The organism is Glycomyces sp. YM15 (assembly GCF_016918015.1).
Taxonomy (GTDB): Bacteria; Actinomycetota; Actinomycetes; order Mycobacteriales; family Micromonosporaceae; genus Glycomyces.
In genome coordinates this window covers 90555-115917 of sequence record NZ_JAERMK010000002.1, presented here as the reverse complement: position 1 = coordinate 115917, position 25363 = coordinate 90555, and the positions used below count along the sequence as shown (strand labels likewise).

Genomic DNA, 25363 nt, shown 5'->3' with positions numbered 1-25363 from the left:
GCACTCTTCGGCGTTGACTGCTAATGTCGATCGAGATCCGTGTTGACTGCTGGAGGTCTGGGACGTGCCTGTCTACGAATACCGCTGCAAGGAGTGCGGTTACGAGTTCGACAAACACCAGTCGTTCTCCGAAGCGCGCCTCTCCGACTGCCCGAGCTGCGAGGCCGAGGGCGCGCTCCGGAAGGTGTTCGGGAACGTCGGGGTCACCTTCAAGGGCAGCGGCTTCTACCGCACCGACTCCAGGTCCACCGACTCCAGCTCCCTCAGCTCGAACGGCTCCAAGAACGGGGCGAAGAAGAGTGAGGGCAAGAGCGAGGCGAAGCCCGCCGCGGCCGCCGCGAAGTCCGATTCCGGCAGCGCCGCGAAGGCCGCCTGATTCCTGACCGGTGAGGGTCTCAGGCCCTTGCCTGCGGGAACGCCGCCCTCGGACACCCGGGCTGCCGGGCCTCATCGAGGCCCGTGAACCATGAACGTGCAGTGCCCGGCCGCTCGGCGGCCGGGCACTCGTCGTTCAGTCGTCGTCGCCGCCGAACCAGCCGAGGCCGGTCTCCTCGTCGGTCGGGGACTCGGACTGCTCCTCGACGGTGGGCTCGGTCGGCTGCGTGGTCGCCTCTTCGGTGTCGGAGGTCTCCGGGGCCTCCTCCGTGTCGACCGACTCGCCCGCTGGCGGCTGCTCCTCCTCCTCTGTCTCTTCCTTGGCCCGCTGCTCTTCCGCGAAGGCCGCATCCGCCTCTTCGGGGCTCCAGCGGTATTTGTCGGAGCGGCCGTCCATGACCTGCCACCAGATCCGCTCGGCGATGGTGCCCTCGTGGGAGGAGCCGTCGCCCTCCTTCTTCTCGTCCCCGGCCCAGACGGCGAGCGAGAGGCCCGTGGCGAAGCCGGTGTGCCAGGTCGCGGAGGCGTTCACGGCGACATCGAGGTCGACGACGCGGCCGGATTCGACGGACAAGGCGGCCTCGGCGGCGTTCATGTGCATGTGGCTCGCGGCCTCGGCGGCGGTCCCCGGATCGACCATGTCCTGGTCGGACTCGGGCTCGGCCTGGTAGAGCTCGCCTTCGGGGCCGTTGACCGTTGCCACGAAATAGGGCTCGGCGACGGTCCCGTTCGAGGCGAGGGTTCCGTGCATCACTGCGGCGTCGAGCGTGGTGATCGGGTAGGCGCCGATCCCGATGTCGGGGTGGACCTCGTGCGGCTCGGCCGGGTCGATCTCGGCGGCCACGCCGTGCTCGTCGACGTCGTGCGGGTTCCACATGCGGTCGACGCCGAGGGCGGCGGCGGTCTGCGCGATCAGATCGCCGCCGATGTCCTCCGCGACGTCGTAGACGGGGGTGTCGAGCTTCTGTGCGGCCGCGTCGGCCAGGCTGACCTCGTGGTCCTGGGCGCCGCCGATGTTCACGAGGTCGATCTGCTCGCCCTGGTCGTCGACGTAGGTCTCGAACCGCCGGGGCGAGGAGCCGTCGAATTCGGGCGACCAGAGGTCGATGCCGAATTCCAGCGCGGCGGCGAGCACGACGGTGTTGAACGAGGTGCCGGGCCGGTGGCCGACGTCGGCGGCGAGGTCGAGCCCGGCCCCGTTCTCACCGCCGTAATAGGCGAGGACGGCGCCGGTGCCGGGTTCGAGGGCGGTGAGTGCGGCGGCCATGTTCTCGTCCTCGGCGGCGACCTCGCGGATGCCGGTCCGCTCGACGGCGAGTTCCTGCAGGTCGGCGTCGAGGGTGGTCACGATGTCGAACCCGCCGCGCAGCACCTCGTCGGTGCCGATCCCGGCCTCCGCGAGTTCCCGGAGCACGAAGCCGTTGGTGATGAAGCCTTCCGGGCCGAGGCCCTCGGGGTCGTTCGTCGGGTCGAGGGTCTCGGGGAGCGCGGTGATCGCGTCGCGTTTGACCGCTTCGAGCCTGCCGGTGGCGACCATCTGGTCGAGCACGTACTCCCAGCGCTCGGTCGCCTCCTCGACGTTGCCGCCCTGGCCGTAGGGGTCGCGCGGATCGTAGGGGCCGTCCGGGGACTTGATCTGGGCGACGAGCAGCGCGGACTGGGAGGTGGAGAGCTCGGCGGCCGAGAGGCCGAAGAACTCCTGCGCGGCGGCCTCGACCCCGTACGCGCCTCGTCCGAAGTAGACGATGTTGAGGTAGTGGTTGAGGATCTCGTCCTTCGTGAACTCCTCCTCCATCTTCATCGCCATGGCCGCTTCGCGGGCCTTGCGCAGGTAGGAGCCGTCGCCGCGGATGTCGGCCACGAGGCCCACGTACTGCTGGGTGAGGGTGGAGGCGCCCTGCTGGTCGCCCCCTTTGAGGTTGTTGACGATGGCGCGGAGCACGCCTTTGGCGTCCACGCCGGGATGCTTGTGGAAATTGGCGTCCTCGGCCGCGACCACGGCGTTCTCGACGTCGTCGGCGATCTCGTCGAGGTCCACGGAGGTGCGCTTCTCAGCGGCGAGCTCGCCCATGACGGTGGTGCCGTCGCTGTAGTAGACGGTGGACCCCTGGCTGAGGTCGTCGTCGAGGGCTTCGGGGAGGTCGACGGTGGCGTAGAAGACCGATCCGACGACGAAGGCGGCGGCGGCGAGGACCAGGACCGCGAGGCCGAGTGCGGCGATCTTGCGCTTCTTGCGGCGGTGCTTCGGCCTCATCCGAGAGGGCTTCTCGCCGGGTGGTTCACCGGGGGCGGCCTTGGGCCGTCTCCTCAAGGGCCGCAAGTTGATCGTGCGGCCGGGATCTTCGGTCTCGGTAACGTCTCGACCTGACTCCATGTTGAGGAATACGCCCGAAGCTCGCCAAACGGTTGCGTCGCCACCAAGGCCTCCCAATGGGACAGGTGCGCCTCAGATGGCCAGTGCGACGGATGTGGTCAGCACGAGTTGCGCCAGCGCGATCGGGACCAGTGCCTTCCAGCAGAGGGCCTGGATCTGGTCGACCCGGAGGCGAGGCCAGGCCACGCGGAGCCAGATGACGACCGCCGCGAGCGCCCCGGTCTTGAGGAGCGTCCACAGCCAGCCGAGCGATTCAGGACCCGGGCCCTTCCAGCCGCCCAGGAAGAGCACGGCGGTGAGCGCCGAGATGACGACGATGCCCACGTACTCGGCGAGGAGCAGCAGTGCGAAGCGCAGCCCCGCGTACTCGGTGAGGTAGCCGAAGACGAGCTCGGAGTCCGCGACCGGCGCGTCGAACGGCGGACGGCGGATCTCGGCGAGCCCGGCCGTGAAGAACACGATCGCGGCCGGGGCCTGCCACAGCAGCCACCAGGGGTTCCAGGCCTCGACGATCTGGGGGAGGCTGAGCGTCCCGGCCGCTACGGCGACGGACGCGGCGGCGAGCACGAGCGGCAGTTCGTAGGCCATGAGCTGCGCGGCCCCGCGCAGCGCGCCCACCAGCGTGTACTTGTTCGCCGAGGACCACCCGGCCATGAGGACCGCGAGCACGCCGACGCCGACGAGCGCGATGACGATGAACAGCCCCATGTCGAGGTTCGATCCGACGAGGTCGCCGGGGCCGAGCGGGATGAAGAGGATGACGAGCAGGTACGGCAGGAGCGCGACGGCGGGCGCGAGCCTGAAGACCGGCTTGTCGGCGGCGTCGGGGACGAGGTCTTCCTTCTGGGCGAACTTGACGCCGTCGGCGATGAGCTGGGCCCAGCCGTGGAAGCGCCCGGCGTGCATCGGGCCGAGGCGGCCCTGCATGTGGGCCATGAGCTTGTGCTCGGTCTGGCCGACCAGCAAGGGCAGCACCAGGAACGCGGCGAGCACGGCGGCGAGCTTGACCGCGGCCTCAAGAAGCATCGGGGCGCCCCTTCGGCGGCGCTTGCGAGTCGTCGATCGGCACCGTGCGCGGGTCGGCGGGACCGGCGGGTTCGATCCAGTCCTCTGGGACGCCGGGCGGGCGCTTCGGGGCTCGCTTGCGGACCGTGCCGTGCCCTTCCCCCGGTTCTTTGGCGCCAGGCCAGGGTTTGACGACGCGGGAGGCGAGGATGAAGTCCTTGCGGAGCGGGTGGCCCTCGAATTCGGGGGCGAGGAGGAGCGGTTGGAGGTCGGGGTGGCCGGGGAAGTCGACGCCGAACATCTCGTGGGTCTCGCGCTCGTGCCAGTCCGCGCCGGGATAGAGGTCGACCACCGAGGCGACGGCGCCTTCGGTGAGGAGGGCCCGCAGCAGCACGCCGCGCCGCTCGGTCACCGACCAGAGGTGGGCGACGATGCGGAAGCGGATCGGGCCGGGCGGGGCGTCCTCGGTCTCGGGTTCGGCCGGGCCCTCGTCCACGACCGAGAGCCAGTCGAAGAAGTCGCAGCCGGCCTCGTCGCGGCAGGCGCGCACGGCCTCGTGCCAGTCCTTGGGGTCGACGTCGGCCACGGAGCGCGGGCCGTCGACGCCGAGCGCTGCGGCGCCGTCCAGAAGCGCGCCGAGGGCGGCGCGGACGCGGTCCTCCCAGAAGTCAGGCATCGGGCCTCCTCACGGGCGGGCGCAGGCTCGGCTTGCGCGCTGCCGGCGGTTCGGCTCGCGAGCTTCGCCGCAGGGGCTCGGCGGCGATCTGCTTCTGGAGTTCGCCGATGCCGTAGAGGAGTGCTTCGGGGCGGGGCGGGCAGCCGGGGATGTAGACGTCGACGGGGATGATCTGGTCGACGCCTTTGGTGACGCAGTACGAGTCCCAATAGGGCCCACCGGAGTTGGAGCAGGCGCCGAAGGAGATCACGTACTTCGGCTCGGGCATCTGCTCGTAGAGGCGTTTGATCGCGGGTGCCATCTTGTCCGTCACGGTGCCGGAGACGACCATGAGGTCCGCTTGGCGCGGTGAGTGCGCGAAAGGGATCACGCCGAGGCGCATGAAGTCGTGGCGGCTCATCGAGGCGGCGATGAATTCGATGGCGCAGCAGGCGAGTCCGAAGTTGAAGACCCATAGGGAATAGCGTCGGCCCCAGTTCAGGACGAAGCGGATGGGCTCGCCGAGAATGTTGGTTTCCGTTGGGCGGGAAGGGAATGGGAGTTTCACCGCCATCGCAGGACCCCTTTCCTCCAGGCGTAGGCGAGGCCGAGGGCGAGCACGCCCACGAAGACGCCCATCTCGGCGGCCGCGGCCGGGCCGAAGGCCCGGAACACGGCGGCCCACGGGAACAGGAACACCGCTTCCACCGCGAAGAGCACGAACAGGAACGCGTAGACGTAGTAGCGGATCTGGACCTGCGCCCAGTCCTTCCCGACCGGGTCCACGCCGCATTCGTACGTCTGCCCCTTCTCCTTGGAAGGCACGCTGGGACGCAGGAGTCGATTGGCGGTCATCGCGACGGCGACGAACGCGAATCCGGCGAGCAGGAGCACCCCGAATACGGCGTAATCGCTCAACCGGGTCGTGTGCATAAGGACACCTTAATGCCGCACAGCCCCTCGCGATACCCGTGCGCGCGGCCGAATCGACGCGTTTCCGATCCGATTCCGAGGAACTTCGGCGCACCGGGCGCAACCGCCCGGCACGCAGGGGCGTGTTGTTGTACGAAGAGGATTCACTCCGAACGCGGCGAAGTCCCCCAATGCGGGACCGAACACGCGAACGCACAGGCAACAGGAAATGGGATCACCGCACATGACCGCCGCCGGCGCACCGACGCTGACCCGGGGCCGCACCGAGTCCGGCACGATGCTGCTCGACCGGCCCGTGGACTTCGGCGGCGTCTTCGACGTCCCGGACGGTCCGGACGTTGAGAGGATTGTCGACATAACGACCCCGCCTCGCATCTCCGCCTTCCCGAACGCGACAATAGTGGCCGCCGGGCACGAACGCGATGACCCGGAAGATTCCCTTGTCCCACCTACCTGCGCTGGAGCGGATGTGCGAACGGAGGCGGAGTTCACCGACCTCTACGAGAAGCATTTCTCGGAGCTCGCGGCCCAGGTATGCGCCTACCTCGGCGACGCCACCGAAGCCCAGGACCTCGTACAGGAGGCGTTCCTGCGGGCGTGGCAGCGCTGGGACAAGGTCGGCGGCTACGAGGAGCCGGTCGCGTGGGTCCGCCGCGTCGCGTGGAACCTCGCCACGAGCAGGCACCGCCGCAACCAGGTGGCGCGCAAGTTCCTCCAGAAGTCCTCCGCGCCGGAGCTGTCCCCGGCCGCGAGCCCCGACCACGTCGCGCTCGTCGCCGCCCTGAAACTGGTCCCCGCCAAGCGGCGCCAAGCGCTCGTCATGCACTACATGGCCGACATGACGGTGAGCGCGATCGCCGCGGCGACCGGCGCGAAAGAGGGCACCGTGAAGTCCTGGCTGCACCGCGGCCGCAAGGAGCTGGCCGCGCTGCTCACCGATGAGGCCGCGGAAGCGAAGCCCGCCAAGGCCGCGGCGCCCGCCGACCCCGACACCATGCCGATCCGCATCAAGCGCGCCATCCCCGGCGCCCGTGCCGCGAACCGCCGAGCTTCCGTGAAGGAGGACCGCTCATGACCTTCGACCCTGAGGACGACAAGGTCGCAGCGGCGTTCGCGAGCTTGAAGGCGGACGCCTCCGCGCAGTTCCCGCCGCCGCCGGTCAACGAGCTGCTCGGGCGCGCCCCGGCCGCGAAGCGCCGCCGCCGGCTCGTGTCGCTGGCCGCGATCGCCGGCGCGTGCACCGCGGTCACCGCGGGCGGCTTCGCCGTGGCCCAGACGATCGGCCCGATCGCGTTCGGCCCCGAGCCGTCCGGCACCGAGAACTCCTCCGCCGAGGTCTCGACCTCGCAGGAGTCGCAGAGCCTCAGCCTCGGCGACCCGGTGAGCCCGCATTCCTCCGGCGGCGCGGCGCCGACCGAAGAGGCCACGATCCCGCCCGAGACGGCGCTGGTCATCACCGACCCCGGTGCGATGGGCGAGGACTGCGAGACCGGCACGTTCGGGCTGCGCGAGGACTGGACGTTCGCCGACGAGACGGCCTGGGCGATCGCGTTCGACGCCGAAGCGGGCGTCGGGCCGGTGCGCGGCGACGTGAACGGCGACGGCGCCGAAGACGTGACCGCCGTGCTCGAATGCAGGCGGGACCCCTCCGACATCGTGTACTTCGCGGGCGTCGCCGCGTTCTCCTGGAACGAGGACGGCACCGCGCTCGAGCAGCTCGGCTGGGTGTGGGAGCCGCATTCGATCGAGGGCACCGTCGCGGTGGTCTCGGTCGCGGACGGTGTCGTCACCGTCGACGCGGACGACGTGAACGCCCCCGACCACTCCGGCGAGTCCAGGTACGTGTGGGACCCCGAGACCGGGGCCTTCGCCCGGGTCGAGGAGGCCGCGACCACCGAGCCGACGCCGACCGAGAGCATCAGCAGCCCGGCCCCGGCCGAGACGCCGACGGCGGACGAGTCCGCCGAGTCGACCTCCTCCACCGGGTCCTGATAGGAGACACGTTCGGGTCGGAGGCACCGTCGGGTTTCCGACTCCGGCGTGTCGCCGACGCGATCCGCGTCCACGATCCGGGACGGCGCTCGGCCGTGAAAGCGGCCTGAGGAAAGCCGAAACGAGAGGTCCAGGTCACTGCGGACTCCGGCCCGTCTCAGCATGTGAGCCAGATCGCCGAAAGTGGTGTCGCCTACATCGCGCCCGAGTCGCAGGGTTGGCACCGCGACGTGACGCCCGCGTAGCATCGCAAGTAGCAGACACGGCGGAGCCCCCGCTCCCCGAACCGAACGCCGCAGTCCTTGCGTGCCCCAGAACCCGCATGAGGAGATCTAGGTGAATACCGTCCGGCAGCTCGACCGGGTCGTCATCCGCTTCGCAGGGGACTCCGGCGACGGGATGCAGCTCACGGGTGACCGCTTCACCGCGGAGACCGCCAAGCTCGGCAACGACCTGTCGACCCTCCCCAACTACCCCGCCGAGATCCGGGCCCCCGCCGGCACCCTCCCCGGCGTGTCGAGCTTCCAGATCCACTTCGCGGACACGGACATCCTCACCCCGGGCGACCAGCCCGAGGTGCTCATCGCGATGAACCCGGCGGCGCTCAAGGCGAACCTGCGCGACCTCAAATCGGGCGGCACCATCGTCGTCAACACGGACGAGTTCACCAAGCGCAACCTCACCAAGGTCGGCTACGACGCGAACCCGCTCGAAGACGGCTCGCTCGAGGACTACCAGGTCCACGCCGTGCCGCTCGCGTCCCTCACCATCGAGGCGCTCAAGGAGTTCGACGTCTCGAAGAAAGACGCCGAGCGCTCCAAGAACATGTTCGCGCTCGGGCTCGTCTCGTGGATGTACTCGCGCCCGACCGAGGCCACCGAAGAGTTCCTGCGCGGCAAGTTCAAGGCCAAGCCCCAGATCGCGGAGGCGAACATCGCCGCGCTCAAGGCCGGCTGGAACTACGGCGACACCACCGAGGCGTTCGCCGTGCGCTTCGAGATCCCGCCGGCCAGGCTCAGCGCCGGCACGTACCGCAACATCACCGGCAACCAGGCCCTGGCCTGGGGCATCACCGCCGCCGGTGTCGCGAGCGGCCTCCCGGTGTTCCTCGGCGCGTACCCGATCACCCCGGCCAGCGACATCCTGCACGAGCTCTCGAAGCACAAGCGCTTCGGCGTGACCACCGTGCAGGCCGAAGACGAGATCGCGGCCGTCGGCGCGGCCCTCGGCGCCTCGTGGGGCGGGGCGCTCGGCGTCACCACCTCCTCGGGCCCGGGCATCGCGCTCAAGTCGGAGACCATCTCGCTCGCCGTGTCCCTGGAGCTGCCGCTCCTGGTCGTCGACGTGCAGCGCGCCGGGCCCTCGACGGGCCTGCCGACCAAGACCGAGCAGGCCGACCTCGTGATGGCCATGTTCGGCCGCCACGGCGAGGCCCCGATCGCGGTCCTCGCACCGCAGTCCCCTTCGGACTGCTACGACATCATGCTCGAGGCGGCGCGCATCGCGCTCCACTACCGGACCCCGGTCATGGTGCTCTCGGACGGCTACATCGCCAACGGCGCCGAGCCGTGGCGCCTCCCCGGGACCGACGAGCTGCCCGACATCGGCGTCGAATTCGCGACCGAGCCGAACGGCGTCGACAAGGCCGGCGAGCCGGTCTTCCTGCCGTACCAGCGCGACCCCGAGACGCTCGCGCGTCCGTGGGCCGTTCCCGGCACGCCCGGTCTCCAGCACCGCATCGGCGGCATCGAGAAGGCCGACAAGACCGGTGACATCTCGTACGACCCGGAGAACCACGACTTCATGGTGCGCACCCGCGCGGCGAAGATCGCCGGCGTCGACGTGCCGGACCTGGAACCGGACGACCCGCACGCGGGCGAGGCGACCACCCTCGTGCTCGGATGGGGCTCCACGTGGGGCCCCATCGGCGCGGCCGTGCGCGGCCTGCGCGAGAAGGGCGTCCCGATCGCCCGCGCGCACCTGCGCTACCTCAACCCGATGCCGAAGAACACCGCCGAGGTCCTCGCGCGCTACGACCGCGTCGTGGTGCCCGAGATGAACCTGGGGCAGCTCACCATGCTGCTGCGCAACAACTTCCCCGGCACGGACGTGGTCGGCTACAACAAGGTGCGCGGGCTGCCGTTCACCTCCAACGAACTGCAGGACGCCCTGGAGGAGGTCATCAAGAATGGCTGACGTCAAGCTCGACGCCCCCAAGCTGAAGGCCAAGGACTTCAAGTCGAGCCAGGAGGTGCGCTGGTGCCCCGGCTGCGGCGACTACGCCATCCTGGCAGCCGTCCAGTCCTTCCTCCCCGAGCTGGGCCTGGAGCGCGAGAAGATCGCGTTCATCTCCGGCATCGGCTGCTCCTCGCGATTCCCGTACTACCTCAACACGTACGGGCTGCACTCGATCCACGGCCGCGCCCCGGCCATCGCCACGGGCCTGGCGGTCTCCCGCCCGGACCTGTCGGTATGGGTCGTCACCGGCGACGGCGACGCGCTGTCGATCGGCGGCAACCACCTCATCCACGCCCTGCGCCGCAACGTGAACCTGAAGATCCTGCTGTTCAACAACCGGATCTACGGCCTCACCAAGGGCCAGTACTCCCCCACCTCCGGGCCGGGCACGCTCACCAAGTCGAGCCCGATGGGCTCGGTCGACTCGCCGTTCAACCCGCTGTCGCTGGCGCTGGGCTCCGAGGCCACGTTCGTGGCCCGCACCCTCGACTCCGACCGGGCGCACCTGCAGGAGGTCCTGCGGGCCGCGGCCGAGCACGAGGGCAGCGCGTTCGTCGAGATCTACCAGAACTGCCCGATCTTCAACGACGGCGCGTTCGAGGTCCTGAAGAACCCGGAGACCCGCGACGAGTCGATCATCCGGCTCCAGGACGGCGAACCGATCCGGTTCGGGGACAAGGTCGTCGTGCAGTCCGGTTACGGGCTCCAGGTCAAGGACGCGTCCGAGGTGGACGAGGCCGACGTGGTCGTGCACAAGGCCGACGTCGACGACCCGGCCTACGCGTTCGCGCTGTCGCGGCTCTCGGGGATAGCCCTCGACCACACCCCGATCGGCGTGTTCCGCAACGTCAAGCGGCCCACCTACGATGCGGGCGTGCGCTCCCAGGTCGACGAGGCCGCGACGGGCGTCGACCGCAAGGAGGCCCTCGAACGGCTCCTGCACTCGGGCGACACCTGGACCGTGCTCTAGGTAGGCGACGTCGAGCGGGCCGGACCTTTCGAGGTCCGGCCCGCTTTCGTATGCGCCGCTTAGCCTTCGAGCGTCTCCTGGGCCTTGGTCAAGATGCCGCGGACCTCCACTTGCCAGGCGTAGACCTCGGTCTCGATCGAGGCGTAGAACGCCTCCTGGGAATCGGCCCAGGCCTGCTCCGCAATCTCGCGGTAGCCGGTCTCGTCCCCGCATTCGGCCAACTCGACGGCGAACGCGATCTCGAAGGCCTTCTTGCCTTCAAAGTCGGTGGGGGCGTCATCGGGCAGGTTCGGGTGGTCGCCCACCACGCTGCCCTCGCCCTCGTACAGCTCGTAGATGTAATCGGTCACCGGCAGGGAGCCCTCCTCGTCGAACTCCCACCCGTGAACACCGTGCGCGTCGAGGCAGTCGACCAGTTCGACCTGGACCGGGGCGATCGCCTCGTCGTACATGGTCTGGGAGTCCTCCGCGTTCGCGAAGTCGTCGATCGGGTTCACCGGGCGGTAGTGCCAATACGCACCGCGGTGCTTCCCGCCCTCGGGGTCCTCGACCAGTCGCAGGTCGTCGTAGAGCGCGTCGATCATCTCGCGCAGGCAGCCGCCCGGTTCGGGTTGCACATAGGAGAACTCGTCGCCGGTGTAGACCTCGTCATCGTCGCTCGCCACGGGGCCTTCCTCGCCGATCAGCCAGCCGTTCTCGTCCAGCGCGGCCGCCTCACCCTGGTAGGCCACGTACCAGTCGAACTGGTCCTGGGGATCGAGCGCCTCGAAATCGCTGTTGTCGGGCAGACCCCCGCCCCCCTCGATCGCCCGCTCCTCCTCCGGCGAGCCGGCGATGTCGTGGCCCTGGTACGCCTCGTACTCCTCGACCTCATCGGGGTCCGCGTCCTCGTCGTGGACCCACGCGCCGAGACCGTACTCGGAGGCCTCGTCGACCGAGGGAATCCAGTCACCCCAGTCGTCGGGACCGAAGAGGGCTTCCTGCGGCTCGGGTTCGGCGACCGAGAACCAGAACTGGTCGTGGACCGTGAAGTCCTTGTCCTCCATGCAGGCCTGCACGATCCGGACCTCCGCGGACTCCAGTTCGTACAGCAGCCGGTTGCTCTCATTGACCATGTCGACCAGCCGCGGCGCCTCGAACTCCGCCTCCGCGCCCTCGGAGGCGGCGTCGCCGCCGCCTTTCGCATCGTCAGAGCAGGCGGCAGCGGCCGCCAGTGCCAGCGCGGCGACGACGGCGCCGGCGGCTCGGGTCTTGCGTAGCATCGATCCGCGTTCCTCTCAGGTGACGTCGAAGCGTCTTCGACTTCCTGAGTACGCGTGCCTCTCGCGGTCGGGTTGCCTGCTTCGTCCTACAGGAGCGGTTCGAGTTCGACGGCGGCGTCGCGCAGTCGTCCGGTGAGGGCCGGCCAAGAGGTGTGGATCTCCTCGAGCGGGAGGGCGACGGCGAAGACGATCCGCTCGTTCGGCGAGTCCCCTTCGCGCACGATGACGCCGGCGCAGCCGACGCCGTCACGGAACTGGCCCATCTCGGCGTAGACCCCGGACTCGCCGTAGACGGCGAGGTCGTATTCGAGGGCGTCGGGTTCGATGAGGGTGCGGCGGGTGAACGGGCGCATCCCGGCGGATTTGAGGAAGCGGGCGCGGTCGTGCGGTTGGAGGGTGGCCAGGAGGGCCTTGCCGAGCGCGGTGGCGTGGGCGCCGTCGTCGAAGCCGACGATGAGCTCCTCCACGTGCGGGCTGCGGTGGCCTTCGATGACGTCGGTGACGGCCGGTCGGCCCTCCACGAAGCGGGCGATGAAGGTCGAGTAGCCGGTCTCGGTCGACATGCGGCGCATGAACTCGCCGCAGGTGCTCGGCCCGGCGATGGCGCGGGTGAGCTCGGAGTAGCGGTCGGAGACTTCGAGGCCGAGCGTGTAGCGGCCGTTCTCGTCACGGCGCAGGTAGTGCTCGTAGACGAGGGTGCGCAGGAGGTTGTAGGCGGTGGCGCGGTTGAGGCCGCACTCGAAGGCGATGCGCGGGGCGGTGACGCCGTCGGCGTGGCGGCCGACGAGCTCCATGATGCGCAGTGCCCTCTGGACGCTCTGGATCATCTTGGTCGGCTCGCTCTGCGCGCTCGGGAAGGCGCTGGCCGCCGATGCGCCCTTGCCGGGCTTGTGGTCCGGTGGCGCGGGCCGGTTCTTGGTCGCCTGCTGTCTGGGCACGCCGTTGTAGTTCGGGACGCCGCTGTGCGGTTCGTCCCCTGGTCGCCGCTGCTCCACCATGCCGCCGCTCCAATTTGCACCAGTTGATCCAACGTGGGGCGCCGGGTACGACGCCGGTCGGACCGGCCGTGATCTAACTATATAAACAACAGCCGGTTGCGTCACCGTCGCATACAGGGCACTATCTAAGTGTCAGCACCGTTCGCGGTCCGGCTCGCGCCGGTCGCGGACAAACCGCGGCGGCGGCGTCGAGTCCCCACCAAACTTCCTCGTCGCCGCCGTGGAACATTCGAATAAACGAAACGCGGCGGCTCCCTCCCACCAGGGCCGCCGCGTTTCGCATGCCCCCGATGTCTTGGGAGAGCGGCGATGCGGCGGGTCCGGCACGGAACCGCTGGTGGCGGGCAACTGTTGAGGGCCGAAGTCGACTGTCGTAAAGCTCTGCAGTTGGAAAAGCCGTCGTGCAGAGGCAACAGTCGCACACGTTGTGTGGTCACGTCAAGACAGATCACGCGAACGGGGGACGCACAAGAGCAATCCTCACTTGTGCGGAGGCATTCGGCTATCAGATAAGCGGAGTACGGTTGCCGTCGTGTCCACCTCCGCCCCCACTCGGCCCCGGATCGCCACCACCGTCACCGCCGCCATGACCGTCCAGGTCGCCGCCGTCCTCCCGCTCTTCCTCTTCGGCGGGCTCGCCGTGCAGATCACCGGCGAACTCGGCATGGGCCTCAGCGCGATCGGCTGGATCTCCGGCATCTACTTCACCGTCACCGCCGTCACGACCGTGCCGTCCGGGCGGCTCGTCGACCGGTTCGGCGCGCTCGTGACCGCGCGCGTCGCCATCGCGATGTCCGCCGCAGGACTCCTCGGCATCGCCGCATTCGCGCACGACCCGATCGTGCTCACCGCGTTCATGGTGCTGTGCGCGCCCGCGAACGGACTCGGGCAGCTCGCCTCGAACACGGTCCTCAGCGAATGGGCGCCGCAAGGCCGCCGCGGACTCCTGTTCGGCGCCAAGCAGGCCTCAGTGCCGCTGTGCACCATGCTCGGCGGACTCAGCGTCCCGGTCGTCGCGCTGACGCTCGGATGGCGGTGGGCGTTCGTCATCGGCGCCGGGCTGGTGCTGCTCGCACTCATCCCGCTCGCCGGCCTCGGACGGCCCGCCGTGCGGACCAAGGTCAAGGGCGCGCGGTCCTTCGATCTGCAGCTGCTGCTGTTCGCCGCGGCGACCTTCCTCGGCTCGCTCGCCGCGACGCCCATCGGCTCGTTCATCACGACCTTCACCGTCGACGTCGGCGGGTCGGAGCGCTACGCGGGCCTGGTCCTCATGGTCGGCGGCATCGCGGGCGTCATCGGCCGCACCGGCTTCGGCGCCCTCGCGGACGCGCGCAGAGGAGGCGAGTTCCAGATCATCGCGCTCATGCTCACCGCCGGCGCCGCCGGGCTGGCCACGTACCTGTTCGAACTGCCGTGGCTGCTGCCGTTCGGCACCGCCGCCGCATACGGGCTCGGATGGGCGTGGCCGGGACTGATGAACCACGCGGTCGTCCAGCGCTACGCGGACGCCCCGGCGCTGGCGACCTCGGTGACGCAGACGGGGATCTTCCTCGGCGGCGCGGTGGGGCCGATCTGCTTCGGGCTCATCGTGGACAACGTCGGCTGGGGCGTCGGGTGGACGGCCACGGTCGCGTCGATGGCGGCGTCGGCCCTGTTCATCGTGGCGGGCAGCACGGTCGGCAAACGAATCGCGCATTGACGTTCCTCGTTGCGGCGCGCGCGACTCCCGCTTCCCGTGCCGAGCAGTCCGGGGCGTGTACAAGATAAGGTGAGGCTGTGGTGACCACCCGACGCGCCCAGACCGCGCTGACCTTCTCAGACGAGGCCTTCGCCGAAGAGATCCGAGCCTCGCTCGATCTCGTCGAGGAACGACTGCTCAAAGCCGTCGACACCGACCAGCCGCTGCTGCGCCAATCCGGGTCCCACCTCATCCACGCCGGCGGGAAGCGCTTCCGGCCGATGCTCACCCTCGCGTGCGCGCACCTCGGCGACCCGGCCCGGCCCGGGATCCTCGACGCCGCCGTCGCGCTCGAACTCACGCACCTCGCGACGCTGTACCACGACGACGTGATGGACGAGGCCGCCGTGCGCCGCGGCGCCCCGAGCGCGAACGCCCGCTGGGACAACTCGGTCGCGATCCTCACCGGCGACTACCTGTTCAGCCAGGCCGCGCAGATGATGGCCGATCTCGGCATCGAGGCCGTGCGCCTGCAGGCCGCCACGTTCGCCCGGCTGGTGCGCGGGCAGATCAACGAGACCATGCCGCAGCCCGAGGGCATCGACGCGGTCGAATGGCACCTCGAGATCCTCTCCGAGAAGACCGGCTCGCTCATCGCCACCTGCGCCAAATTCGGGGCGTGGTTCGCCGGGGCCTCGGAGGAGACCATCGCGACCGCCGAGGAGTTCGGCGAGGTCATCGGCGTGGCGTTCCAGATCGCCGACGACATCATCGACATCGTCTCGGATTCGTCGGGCAAGACCCCCGGCACCGATCTTCTTGAAGGCGTCCCGACCCTCCCGGTCTTCTACGCCCTCGCCGACGACGACCCGGAAGAGGCGCGCCTGCGCGAACTCGTGGCGGGTCCCGTCTCCGAGGCGGACCTCCCCGAAGCCCTGGAGCTCCTGCGCGGCTCGAAGGCCTTGGAGAAAGCGCGGGCCACCCTCCTGCAGTATCAGCAGCGGGCCCGCGGCCTGGCGAAAGCCCTCCCGAAAGGCCCGGCTCAGAGGGCCCTGGTCGACATCTGTGACTACATGATCGAACGCGACGCCTGACGCGAATCCGGGAAAGACCTGCAACAATCGTGGTGCGTAATTGAGTCCGCAGGTGACCGAGGAGGCGAAGATGGTCATGGCCCTCGCACGGGAGACAAACGGCGCAACTGACTTTGATGAGACGGAGCGGGAGTTCCGTGAGCGACTGGTCTTCGCGGACGACATGGACGTTCCCGGTCACTCGCATTGGTCGGCGAAATGACCTCGACCTCCACGCGTGGCAACGACCTGACGGTCAAGCTCGACGTCTACGGCAGATCCGTACCGATCTACCTGCTATTCGACATGAAGAAGCAGGATTTGACGGTGTACTCCGACCCGTCAGAGCGTGGCTACCAGACTCATACGACGGTCGCATTCGGTAAACCCGTAACGGTCCCCGCACCTTTCGACTTCGAGCTCGACACTTCGGCATTCAACGACTGAGCGCTCGACCCGCTCAGAGCGGGGCGCCCGCTTCCAGGTGGGCCAGGCAGCGGTCGAGGTTGGCGGCGAGGTCGTCCTTGGTGCCTTCGGTTTCGGCCCAGGCGCTGATCGCGGTCGTCCAGGAGGCGACCACGAGGGCGGTGAAGTGGCGGACTTCCAGTTCGTTCGCCGCGCGGCCGGTGCGTTCGGCGATCATCTCGGCGAGGAGCCGCTCGGTGGCCTCGGACTGGGCCACCTGGCGGGCGCGCAGGGCCGGGACCGCGAAGATCATCCGGACCCGGCGCCGCACCCGCTCGATGTCGTCCTCGGTGAACGCCGCGAAGAGCACCGCGAGGACCGCGCGCAGGGCTTCGAGCGGCGCGGTCCCCTCCTGCTGGTTCTCGAAGACGTTCACGATGAGCGGGTCGTACTCGTCCTGGACGACCACGTCCTCCTTCACCGGGAAGTAGCGGTAGAAGGTCGAGGGGGAGACGCCCGCGGCGGCGGCGATCTGCTCGATCGTCGTCTCGTCGTAGCCCTGCTCGTCGAAGAGCCGCAGGGCCTCCTCCTGCAACCGGTGCAGGGTCTCGATCTTCTTGCGCTCACGCAGCCCGGGACGGTTCATGCTGCGATTGTGCCTCGCTCGCTTCGGGCCGTTTCGGGAACCTCGGGCCCGCCGCGAACGCGACCACGACGGCGAGCACGGCGCAGACCAGGAAGACCGCGCCCATCCCGTCGGTGAACGCGTGGAACGCGCCCTGCGCGGTCTCCGGCGAGCCGAGCGCTTCGGCGACCGCGGCGGCACCGGCCACGGAGTCCTCGGCGGCGGCCTCGGCCTCGGGCGGGAGCGGCGGAAGGTCGAGTTCGGCCAGGTAGACGCTGGAGGCGATCGATCCGAACACGGCCACGCCGATCGCGCCGCCGGTCTGGCGCAGGGTCTGCATCAGGGCGGAGCCGATCGCGGCGCGGTCGGGCGGGAGCGACGCGAGGACCGCGTCCGTCGCGGGCACGAGGGACATGCCGAAGCCCGCGCCCAGGACGCCGAGCCACACGGCGACCAGGCCGAAGCCCGTACCCGGATCGGTGGCCATCGCGGCGACGCATCCGGCCGCGCAGAGGATCAGACCGCTGATCACGGTGGCCCGGTAGCCGAACCGGACGGCCAGGCGCTCGGCGCCCAGGCCGCCGACCATCAGGCCGCCGATCATCGGCAGCAGCCGCAGGCCGGTCCCGAAGGCGCTGTGGCCCTCGACGATCTGCAGGTACTGCGGCACCAGGAAGAGCGCGCCCATCATGAGCATCGACGAAGCGGTGGCGATGACCGAGCCCCAGAGGAAGGCCCGGTCGCGGAACAGGCCGAGGTCGACCATGGGGGCGGCGGACCGGGCCTGCGAGACGACGAACAGCGCGATGAGCGCGAAGCCCCCGAGCCCGCCGATGAGCGTCGCCGGGGAGAGCCAGCCGTCGACGGGCGCCTCGATGACGCCGTACACGAGCGCGGCCAGGCCGAGCACGGCCGCGAGCGCGGCGAACGGCTGGAGGCGCGGGGCGCTGCGGTCGGTGGATTCGGGGAGCAGGAAGGCGATGGCGAGGAAGCCGATCACGATGAGCGGCACGTTGATGAGGAAGACCGAGCCCCACCAGTAGTGCTCGAGGAGCCAGCCGCCGAGGAGCGGGCCGAGCGGCAGGCCGATCGCCATGCCGGCGGTCAGCAGTGCGACGGCGCGGGTGCGCTCGGCACCGCTGAACATGCTGGGCACCACCGCCATCGACACGGGCATGACCACGGCGGCGCCGACGCCCATGAGGGCGCGGGCGGCGATGAGCACGCCGACGGTGTCGGCGGCGGTGGCGAGGGCGCAGGCCGCGCCGAAGATCGCGAGGCCGGCGAGGAGGACCTTCTTGCGGCCGAGCCGGTCGCCGAGGAGCCCGGCGGGCAGGAGCAGGGCGGCGAGCGCCACGATGAAGGCGTCGACGAGCCATTGGAGCTCGGCGGTGGAGGCGTCGAGGTCGACGGCGAGGGTCGGCAGGGCGACGTTGAGGATCGTGACGTCGAGCCCGACGACGAGCAGGCCGAACAGGAGTGAGAGGAGGGCCCACCAGCGGCGGCGGGTGGATGCGGGTGCCATTGGCGCCTCAATTCTGGAAGTAGCTGTCATTTGACAGTAGCTTTCAGAATTTGGCCTGTCAAGGCGCAGTCATGCGAGCACGGAACGTGTTCTGGATCGCACCGGGTCCCTGCGGGTGGCCGGGGTTCGCTATCGTTCAAAGGTCGCTTTCCCCAGGAAGCGGCACCCCCAGCCGCGGCGAAGCTTGCGAGCCGTGCCTCTAGCTCAGAGTCCCGACGTCGACTGCGAAGTCCGTCGGGTGATCCTTCGGACCGCGTTCGCGGCCGAGAAGGGAGCGCAGTGCGACCCCGACACCACGGGCCCTCTGCCAAGCCGAAGACCGTCCTCGCCGCGCAAGGCGTCATCTGGCTCCAGTTCGCCGCGATCCTGCTGCTCTACTCGATCGGCGTGCGGTTCCTGTTCGACGCGACCAGCTCCTCCTCCAGTCACGACACGATGCTCGACGTCATCGGCTCGATCGACCTCGAACGGCTGGTCACGATCCTCCTCAGCGTCGCCGTCACGGTCTCGATGCCCTTCATCGCCGCCCGCCTCGGCCGCCGCCGCGCCCACGCGGTCAAGGCCGCCTGGTGGGCCCTCGCGATCATCCCGGGCGCGATGTACCTCTGGATCCTCGGGCGCGCGTACTTCGCGACGTTCCCCGATGACGCGCCCTTCTTCATCAGCGCCGCCGCGATGCTCGTCGTCTGCGGGTCGTTCCCGACGGCGACGCTCCTGCTCCTGCGCACCCGCGCGTCCAAGGCCTGGTTCGCCGCCGAAGCACTCTTCGAGGAGATCGACCGCGAGCTCACCAGCACCGCCGAGCACGAAGCGTCCAAGGTCGGCTAGCAGCCGTGCACGGCTGCCGCGGGGAGCGATCGCTCCACGCGGCTTTCGGCTCGAACGTGACCCCCGCGCCCGGGTCAGAGGCGGACGCGGTAGGCCGCGAGTTCGCGCCGGTCGGGGCTCGGGGTCGCGGTGATGTCGGCGACGAGGTCGACGTCGCGGGTCTCTCCGGCGGTGAGGACGACGCGGTGCCGCCATTCGGCGCGGCTGAGGTCGAGCGCGGTGCGCGGGCCGATCTGGGTCTCAGGGGCGAGGACGCGGATGCGGACGTCGTGTTCGCCGGGCGGGAGCTGCATCCAGGAGCGGGTCCAGCCCGTGTCGACCGGTCGTCCGTCGATGTGGACCTCGGGTGCGGGAATCCAAGGACGGCAGGCGGGGAGCTCGGGTTCCCCGACGCGGATCGTGCGCCAGCGCTGCAGCAGGCCGAGCCTGCCGCCCGCGAGGGCGCTCAGGGTCGCGGCGTCATGGGGGTCGACGCGGAAGCGCAGGCGCAGGCCGAGGGCGGCCCAGCCGGGGGCGGGGGTGAGCTCGGGGGCGCCGCCGTCGAGGATGCGGAGCTGGTGGGCCGCACCCGGAGGCGGTGGGTCGGCGACGACGGGGCGGGTCGCGCGGAAGCCTCGGACGGTCGCGGCGACGGCGAGACCGACTCCGGCGATGCCGGGGACGACGAGCGCGGGGAGGAGGAGCAGCTTGTCGTCGGCGATCGGGAAGTCGTCGGGGAGCATGAAGATGACGAGGAACAGCAGCATCGACAGGCCGACGGCCCCGAAGAGGACCTGCTTGACCCGGTTGCCGCCGCGGAGGCTGCGGGAGCGGGCGGTGAGGTAGGTCCCGAGGTCGTGGCCGGCGTAGCCCTCTTCGTACTGGTGCGCGTTGCCGCCGATGACGCACCGGTAGTCGAGTTCGCGTCGCTCGCCGCGTTGGAGGTCGAGGTGCTCGTAGCAGCCGGAGTGGCTGCCCGCGACGGCGACGAGGTGCGGGCCGGGGTCCAGGGTGAGGCGGGTGGTGCCCCAGCCGGAGGCGGCGGGGCGGCCGTCGGCGTAGATCACCGGGGTGAGCGGGCGGGCCTGTCTCCAGCCGGGCCCTTCGCCTTTGCCGGGGTAGGCGCCCCAGGCCGTGCGGACGATGACGGTGGCGCGGGTCGGGTCGTCTGCGGCGGCGCCGACTCGGCGTCCTGTCTGGACGGGGATGGCGGCGTCGGGATGGGGTCGGGCGGTCCAGGCCCGGAACGGCGGCACGGTGTTGAAGGCGGCCATGCCGTTGAGACCGGGAATGTGTTTGCGCCACACCAGGAGAGCGACGAACGGCAGTACCCAGGCCAGGCTGTGGAGGAGAGCGGCGTCGATCAAGGCGGGGTCCTGTCCGGCTCGGGCGGAAGCGGGAAATGCGAACGCCGCGGGGAGCGATCGCTCCCCGCGGCGTCGATGCCGTTCTCAGTCTAGGTGTTCAGAAAGATGCTGGCCTGATCGACGATGTCGAGGAGGAAGCCGGGCGCTACGCCGAGGACGAGCGTGGCGGCGACGCCCGCGGCGACGACGGTGCCCGCCATGGGGCTCGGCAGGTTGACGGTGGGGGCGTCGGGCGCGGGCTCGTTGAGCCAGAGCAGGACGACCACCTTCAGATAGGGGAACGCCAGGATGGCCGAGGAGATCACGCCGACGATCACGAGACCGAGCTCGTCGGCTTGGAGCGCGGCGCTGAACAGGCTGAACTTGGCGGTGAAGCCGCTCGTGAACGGCAGGCCCGCCAGGGCCAGCATGAGGATCGTGACGACCACGGCGGTGCCCGGCGACTTCTTGCCGAGCCCGGCCCAGCGGGCCAGGTGGGTCGCCTCCTCGTCGCCGTCGCGGACCAGCGAGACGACCGCGAACGCGGCGATCACGGTGAAACCGTAGGCGGCCAGGTAGAACATGGTCTGGCCGACCGCTTCGCCGAGGGCGATGACTCCGATGAGGAGGTAGCCCGCGTTGGCGATGGAGCTGTAGGCCAGGAGCCGCTTGATGTTGCGCTGCGTCACGGCGAAGATCGCGCCGCCCAGCATCGTCGCCACGGCGATCACCGTGAGGATCAGGTGCCAGTCCCAGGCCGAGGACGCGAGGCCCACGTTGAAGACCCGCAGGAGACCGCCGAAGGCCGCGACCTTGACGCAGGCCGCCATCAGGGCGGTGACCGGGGTCGGCGCGCCCGTGTAGACGTCGGGCGTCCACATGTGGAACGGGACCGCCGCGGCCTTGAAGAGCATCGCCACCGCGATCATCGCGACGCCGATGTACAGGAACATGCGCGGCTGGCCCGAATCGGTGCCCGCCTGGTTGATGCCCGCGAGGTCCACGGTGCCGGCGAAGCCGTAGAGCATGGCCATGCCGTACACGTAGAACGCGGAAGCGAACGCGCCCAACAGGAAGTACTTGAGCGCGGCCTCCTGGCTGATGAGGCGGCGGCGCTTGGCGAGGCCGCACAGCAGGTACAGCGGGAGGCTCAGCATCTCGAGGGCGACGAACATGGTGAGCAGGTCGCCCGCGGTCACGAACATCATCATGCCGCCGACCGCGAAGAGCGTCAGCGGGAAGATCTCCGTCGCACCGGGCTCGCGCCGCTGGGCCCTGTCCGCGGCCGAGTCGGCGACCACGGCGGCCTCGGCGACGAAGTCGCCGCCGCGCGTGGTGCGGCGCTCGGCCAGGAGCAGGACCGCGATGATCGCGAGCACCGCCAGCGTGCCCTGCAGGAACAGGCCGGGGCCGTCGAGGACGACCGAGCCGATCCCGACCCCTTCGATCTCGAAGGCGGCGCTGTTCTTGCCCGCGTTCATGACCACCGCGGCGAACGCGGCGGCGAGGGCGAGCACCGCGAGTGAGACCTGCACGACCAGCCTGCGGGCCTTGAGAACCGTGGCCTCCACGAGAAGCCCGGCGAAGGCCGCGACAAACACGATGATCATGGGGGCCAAACCGGCCCAGTCGATCTGGAGCCCCGCTTGCTGGGCCTCATTCATTGGTGACTCCTTCGGCGGCGGGCAGGTCTCCGGGTTCGCCGGAGATGAAGAGGAGCGTGTTGTCGACCGCCGGCTCGACCGTGTCGATCAAGGGCTGCGGGAAGAACCCGAAACCGAGGATCGCGATCACCAGCGGCGCGACGAGCGCCTTCTCGCGCAACGTGAGGTCGCGCTTCATCGCGGGCATCTTGTCGAGCGCGGGATTCCGGTCGCCCTGCATGGTGCGCTGGTACATCCAGATCACGTACGCGGCGGCGAGGATGATGCCCAGGGTCGCGACGACCGCGACCGGCTCGTTGCCGGTGAAGGCGCCGAACAGGACCAGGAACTCCGAGATGAACGGCGCGGTGCCCGGCAGCGAGAGCGAGGCGAGCCCGGCGAACAGGAAGATCCCGGCGAGCACCGGCAGGGTCTTGGCGGCCCCGCCGTAGTCCGCGATCTGCGCCGAGCCGCGGCGGATCGCGAGGAAGCCGACCACGATGAACAGCAGGCCCGTCGCGAGGCCGTGGTTGAACATGTAGAGGACGGCGCCCGTCGCGGAGGCCTGCGTGAACGCGAAGATCCCGAGGCCGATGAAACCGAAGTGGGCGATCGACGTGTAGGCCACGAGTCGCTTCAGGTCGGTCTGTCCGATCGCGACGAACGCGGCGTAGACCACGCCGATGACGCTCATGCCGATGATCCACGGCGCGAACGTCTGCGTCGCATCCGGGAACAGCGGAAGGCAGTAGCGCAGGATCGCGAACGTCCCGATCTTGTCCATCACGCCGACCAGGAGCGCGGCGACCGCGGCCGGAGCCGCACCGCCCGCGTCCGGAAGCCAGGTGTGGAACGGGAAGAACGGGGCCTTGATCGCGAACGCGATGAAGAAGCCGAGGAACAGCCAGTTCTGCAGCGTCCCGTCGGCCATCGCCTCTGTGTCCACAAGGGTCTGCCAGTCGAAGACGCCGCCGTTGTTCACCCACAGGGCGATCACGGCCACGAGCATGAACAGCCCGCCCAGCAGCGAGTACAGGAAGAACTTCACCGCCGCGTACTGCTTCTTCGCGCCGGTGCCGTAGGAGCCGATGAGGAAGTACATCGGCACGAGCATCGCTTCGAAGAAGAAGTAGAACAGCAGCACGTTCGAGGCGAGGAACGTCGCGAGCATCGCCGCTTCCAGCGCGAGGATGAGCGCGAAGAACGCCGGGACCGAGCGCTTCACCGCGTCCAGGTCCCGCCAGGCCGCGAGCATCGCGATCGGTGTCAGCCCCACCGTGAGGAGGACCATGAGCAGCGCGATGCCGTCGACCCCCCACGACAGGTTCAGGTCCCAGGCCTCGACCCACGCATAGGACTCCGTGAACTGGAGCCACGGGGCTCCTGCGGCGTAGTCGAAGCCGATCGCCACGAACGCCGCGATCAGCGCGACCAGACCGGAGAAGCCGAGCGCGGTCCAGCGGGCCGCATCGGCGTTCTCGCGGCGGATCGACGCGACGACCACGGCCCCGATCAGGGGCACGGCGACCAGCGCCGACAGCAACGGGAGTTCGTTCACTGGATAACCACCACCATGAGCGCGGCCACCACGATGACGGCGCCGGACAGAATGGACAGGGCATAGGAGCGCACGAAGCCGGTCTGCATCACCAGCAGGCGGCGCGACGTGCCGCCTACGCCCGCGGCCAGGCCGTTCACGGCACCGTCGACGACCCGGCCGTCCATGGCGACCGAAGCGCTGGCGGCCAAGCGGCTCGGGCGTTCGAAGAGGCCGCGGTTGACGGCCTCGCCGCCGAGGTCGGCGCGCGCGGCGCGCACCGGCCAGGCGGCGGCGCGCGGCACCTCGTCGGTGCCGCCCCGGAACAGGAGCCAGCCGAGGGCCGCGCCGAGGACCACCACGATGGTGGTGGCGACGGTGACCTGCGTGTGGCTCAGGTGGCCGTGGACCTCATGGGCCTCGCCGAAGACGGGCGTGAGCCAGGTGGTCACGGAGGAGGCCATGAGGCCGCCCGCGCCGAGCGAGCCCAGGCCGAGCAGCACCAGCGGCACGGTCATGATCGCCGGGGACTCGTGCGGGTGCACGTCATCGGTCCAGCGCTTGGGACCGTGGAAGGTGAGCACGAAGACGCGGGTCATGTAGAACGCCGTGAGCGCGGCGCCCAGGAGCGCCGCGCCGCCGACGGCCCAGCCCTGCCAGCCTTCGCGGGCGAAGGCGGAGGCGATGATCGGGTCCTTGGTCCAGAAGCCCGAGAACGGGAACAGGCCGATGATGGCGAGCCATCCGGCCGCGAACGTCGCGTAGGTGAGCGGCATCTTCCGCCAGAGGCCGCCGAAGCGGCGGATGTCGGTCTGGTCGTTCATGGCGTGCATGACCGAGCCGGAGCCGAGGAACAGCCCGGCCTTGAAGAAGCCGTGCGCGAGCAGGTGGATGATGCCGAGCGCGAACGCCCCGCCGCCGAGGCCGACCGCGAGGAACATGTAGCCGATCTGCGAGACCGTGGACCAGGCGAGGACGCGCTTGATGTCGTCCTTGGCGCAGCCCACGATCGCTCCGAAGAGGAGGGTGAGGGCGCCGACGATGACGACGGCGGTCTGCACGTCCGCGTTGAGGCTGAAGATGACGTGCGAGCGGGCGATGAGGTACACGCCCGCGGTCACCATGGTGGCCGCGTGGATGAGGGCCGAGACCGGGGTCGGGCCCTCCATCGCGTCCGGGAGCCAGGTCTGGAACGGGAACTGGCCGGACTTGCCGCAGGCGGCCGCGAGGAGCAGCAGCCCGATGGCGAGGCTCGTGCCGGTGGACAGCGAGGCGGCGCCGTTGAAGACGCCCGCGAAGTCCACAGTGCCCAGTGTGCCGATCATGGTGAACATCGCCAGGAGGAACCCGACGTCGGCCACGCGGTTGGTGAGGAAGGCCTTCTTGCCGGCGGTCGCGGCGGCGGGCTTCAGCTGCCAGAACGCGATGAGGAGGTAGGAGGCGAGGCCCACGCCCTCCCAGCCGATGAAGGTCATGAAGTAGTTGCCGCCGAGCACGAGGACGAGCATCGCGGCGGCGAACAGGTTGAAGTAGGCGAAGAACTTCCGGCGCCCGGGGTCGTGCGACATGTAGCCGACCGCGTAGACGTGGATGAGGAAGCCGACCCCGGTGATGAGCAGGCAGAACACCGCGCTCAGCGGGTCGAAGAGCAGGTTCGCCTCGATGTCCAGGTCCCCTACCGAGAGGATCGTGAACAGGTCGAGGTTCGCGCTCTTGTCGTCAAGGCCCGCCAGCGAGGCGAACATCGCGAGGGCCAGGGCGAAGGCGCCGCCGATGGTGGCGACGCCGAGCCAGTGGCCCCATTTGTCGGCTCTGCGGCCCGCGAGCAGCAGGACCGCGGCGCCGAACGCGGGCAGGGCGATGAGCAGCCAAGCCAGCGAGAGGAGCCCTTCGGCCGGTGCGTACGAGATTTCGTCCACTGT

General features: G+C 69.7%; 23 protein-coding genes. 10 read left to right on the top strand and 13 right to left on the bottom strand.

The window, feature by feature from the left end; translation table 11 throughout:
* The first annotated feature begins 64 nt into the window (after positions 1–64).
* Entirely contained in the window at positions 65–376 is a 312-nt protein-coding gene (locus JHY01_RS03125) for an FmdB family zinc ribbon protein (protein ID WP_205324148.1), read from the top strand.
* A gap of 135 nt (positions 377–511) precedes the next feature.
* On the opposite strand, the gene JHY01_RS03120 is transcribed toward JHY01_RS03125, so the two are convergent.
* The 5 genes from JHY01_RS03120 to JHY01_RS03100 all read right to left on the bottom strand — a co-directional run bounded on the left by JHY01_RS03120 (position 512) and on the right by JHY01_RS03100 (position 5342).
* A complete protein-coding gene (locus tag JHY01_RS03120; protein WP_205324147.1) occupies positions 512–2629 on the bottom strand; it encodes a transglycosylase domain-containing protein in 2118 nt (705 codons plus the stop codon).
* Positions 2630–2821: 192 nt separating this feature from the next.
* Positions 2822–3775: a complex I subunit 1 family protein gene (locus JHY01_RS03115; RefSeq protein WP_205324146.1), complete on the bottom strand. Its 954-nt coding sequence runs from the start codon at positions 3773–3775 to the stop codon at positions 2822–2824.
* The gene (locus JHY01_RS03110; protein WP_205324145.1) at positions 3765–4430 is read right to left on the bottom strand and encodes an NADH-quinone oxidoreductase subunit C; all 666 of its coding nucleotides are present in this window, start codon (positions 4428–4430) and stop codon (positions 3765–3767) included. The genes JHY01_RS03115 and JHY01_RS03110 overlap by 11 nt, the downstream gene beginning before the upstream one ends.
* Positions 4423–4983 (bottom strand): NADH-quinone oxidoreductase subunit B, encoded by a 561-nt coding sequence (locus tag JHY01_RS03105; protein WP_275889656.1) that lies wholly within the window; start codon positions 4981–4983, stop codon positions 4423–4425. The genes JHY01_RS03110 and JHY01_RS03105 overlap by 8 nt, the downstream gene beginning before the upstream one ends.
* Positions 4974–5342 (bottom strand): NADH-quinone oxidoreductase subunit A, encoded by a 369-nt coding sequence (locus tag JHY01_RS03100; protein WP_205324144.1) that lies wholly within the window; start codon positions 5340–5342, stop codon positions 4974–4976. The genes JHY01_RS03105 and JHY01_RS03100 overlap by 10 nt, the downstream gene beginning before the upstream one ends.
* 223 nt (positions 5343–5565) lie before the next feature.
* Here JHY01_RS03100 and JHY01_RS03095 point away from each other — a divergent pair, with 223 nt between their 5' ends.
* The 4 genes from JHY01_RS03095 (at position 5566) to JHY01_RS03080 (ending at position 10542) form a co-directional block, all read left to right on the top strand.
* Positions 5566–6417: an RNA polymerase sigma factor gene (locus JHY01_RS03095; protein WP_205324143.1), complete on the top strand. Its 852-nt coding sequence runs from the start codon at positions 5566–5568 to the stop codon at positions 6415–6417.
* Positions 6414–7334 carry a hypothetical protein gene (locus JHY01_RS03090; RefSeq protein ID WP_205324142.1) on the top strand — a complete coding sequence of 307 codons (921 nt, stop codon included), beginning with the start codon at positions 6414–6416 and terminating at the stop codon, positions 7332–7334. The genes JHY01_RS03095 and JHY01_RS03090 overlap by 4 nt, the downstream gene beginning before the upstream one ends.
* A 336-nt stretch (positions 7335–7670) precedes the next feature.
* A complete protein-coding gene (locus JHY01_RS03085; RefSeq protein ID WP_205324141.1) occupies positions 7671–9530 on the top strand; it encodes a 2-oxoacid:acceptor oxidoreductase subunit alpha in 1860 nt (619 codons plus the stop codon).
* Positions 9523–10542 carry a 2-oxoacid:ferredoxin oxidoreductase subunit beta gene (locus JHY01_RS03080; protein WP_205324140.1) on the top strand — a complete coding sequence of 340 codons (1020 nt, stop codon included), beginning with the start codon at positions 9523–9525 and terminating at the stop codon, positions 10540–10542. The genes JHY01_RS03085 and JHY01_RS03080 overlap by 8 nt, the downstream gene beginning before the upstream one ends.
* Positions 10543–10601: 59 nt before the next feature.
* Here JHY01_RS03080 and JHY01_RS03075 read toward each other — a convergent pair whose 3' ends face one another.
* Positions 10602–11804 (bottom strand): hypothetical protein, encoded by a 1203-nt coding sequence (locus JHY01_RS03075; protein WP_205324139.1) that lies wholly within the window; start codon positions 11802–11804, stop codon positions 10602–10604.
* Positions 11805–11890: 86 nt separating this feature from the next.
* On the bottom strand, positions 11891–12631 hold the full coding sequence (locus tag JHY01_RS03070) for an IclR family transcriptional regulator (RefSeq protein ID WP_374199486.1): 741 nt from the start codon (positions 12629–12631) through the stop codon (positions 11891–11893).
* A gap of 703 nt (positions 12632–13334) precedes the next feature.
* Between JHY01_RS03070 and JHY01_RS03065 the strand changes: the two genes are divergently transcribed.
* From JHY01_RS03065 to JHY01_RS03050, 4 genes are all read left to right on the top strand, one after another.
* A complete protein-coding gene (locus JHY01_RS03065) occupies positions 13335–14501 on the top strand; it encodes an MFS transporter (protein ID WP_205324137.1) in 1167 nt (388 codons plus the stop codon).
* Positions 14502–14578: 77 nt separating this feature from the next.
* Entirely contained in the window at positions 14579–15574 is a 996-nt protein-coding gene (locus JHY01_RS03060) for a polyprenyl synthetase family protein (RefSeq protein ID WP_374199482.1), read from the top strand.
* Positions 15575–15626: 52 nt separating this feature from the next.
* Entirely contained in the window at positions 15627–15776 is a 150-nt protein-coding gene (locus tag JHY01_RS03055) for a hypothetical protein (RefSeq protein ID WP_205324136.1), read from the top strand.
* Positions 15773–16000 carry a Uma2 family endonuclease gene (locus JHY01_RS03050; RefSeq protein WP_205324135.1) on the top strand — a complete coding sequence of 76 codons (228 nt, stop codon included), beginning with the start codon at positions 15773–15775 and terminating at the stop codon, positions 15998–16000. The genes JHY01_RS03055 and JHY01_RS03050 overlap by 4 nt, the downstream gene beginning before the upstream one ends.
* Positions 16001–16013: 13 nt before the next feature.
* On the opposite strand, the gene JHY01_RS03045 is transcribed toward JHY01_RS03050, so the two are convergent.
* Both JHY01_RS03045 and JHY01_RS03040 read right to left on the bottom strand, forming a co-directional pair.
* Complete coding sequence (locus tag JHY01_RS03045) at positions 16014–16604, bottom strand: TetR/AcrR family transcriptional regulator (RefSeq protein ID WP_205324134.1); 591 nt, start codon at positions 16602–16604, stop codon at positions 16014–16016.
* Complete coding sequence (locus JHY01_RS03040; protein WP_205324133.1) at positions 16582–18108, bottom strand: MFS transporter; 1527 nt, start codon at positions 18106–18108, stop codon at positions 16582–16584. Before JHY01_RS03040 ends, JHY01_RS03045 begins: the two co-directional genes overlap by 23 nt.
* A 279-nt stretch (positions 18109–18387) precedes the next feature.
* Here JHY01_RS03040 and JHY01_RS03035 point away from each other — a divergent pair, with 279 nt between their 5' ends.
* Positions 18388–18936 carry a hypothetical protein gene (locus JHY01_RS03035; protein WP_205324132.1) on the top strand — a complete coding sequence of 183 codons (549 nt, stop codon included), beginning with the start codon at positions 18388–18390 and terminating at the stop codon, positions 18934–18936.
* A gap of 74 nt (positions 18937–19010) precedes the next feature.
* Here JHY01_RS03035 and JHY01_RS03030 read toward each other — a convergent pair whose 3' ends face one another.
* The 4 genes from JHY01_RS03030 to nuoL all read right to left on the bottom strand — a co-directional run bounded on the left by JHY01_RS03030 (position 19011) and on the right by nuoL (position 25360).
* Positions 19011–20282: a hypothetical protein gene (locus JHY01_RS03030; RefSeq protein WP_205324131.1), complete on the bottom strand. Its 1272-nt coding sequence runs from the start codon at positions 20280–20282 to the stop codon at positions 19011–19013.
* A gap of 89 nt (positions 20283–20371) precedes the next feature.
* Positions 20372–21925, bottom strand: coding sequence for an NADH-quinone oxidoreductase subunit NuoN (gene nuoN / locus JHY01_RS03025; RefSeq protein ID WP_205324130.1), 1554 nt, complete (start codon positions 21923–21925; stop codon positions 20372–20374).
* Positions 21918–23462 carry an NADH-quinone oxidoreductase subunit M gene (locus JHY01_RS03020; protein ID WP_205324129.1) on the bottom strand — a complete coding sequence of 515 codons (1545 nt, stop codon included), beginning with the start codon at positions 23460–23462 and terminating at the stop codon, positions 21918–21920. Before JHY01_RS03020 ends, nuoN begins: the two co-directional genes overlap by 8 nt.
* Positions 23459–25360 carry an NADH-quinone oxidoreductase subunit L gene (nuoL, locus tag JHY01_RS03015; RefSeq protein WP_205324128.1) on the bottom strand — a complete coding sequence of 634 codons (1902 nt, stop codon included), beginning with the start codon at positions 25358–25360 and terminating at the stop codon, positions 23459–23461. The genes JHY01_RS03020 and nuoL overlap by 4 nt, the downstream gene beginning before the upstream one ends.
* Positions 25361–25363 lie beyond the last annotated feature (3 nt).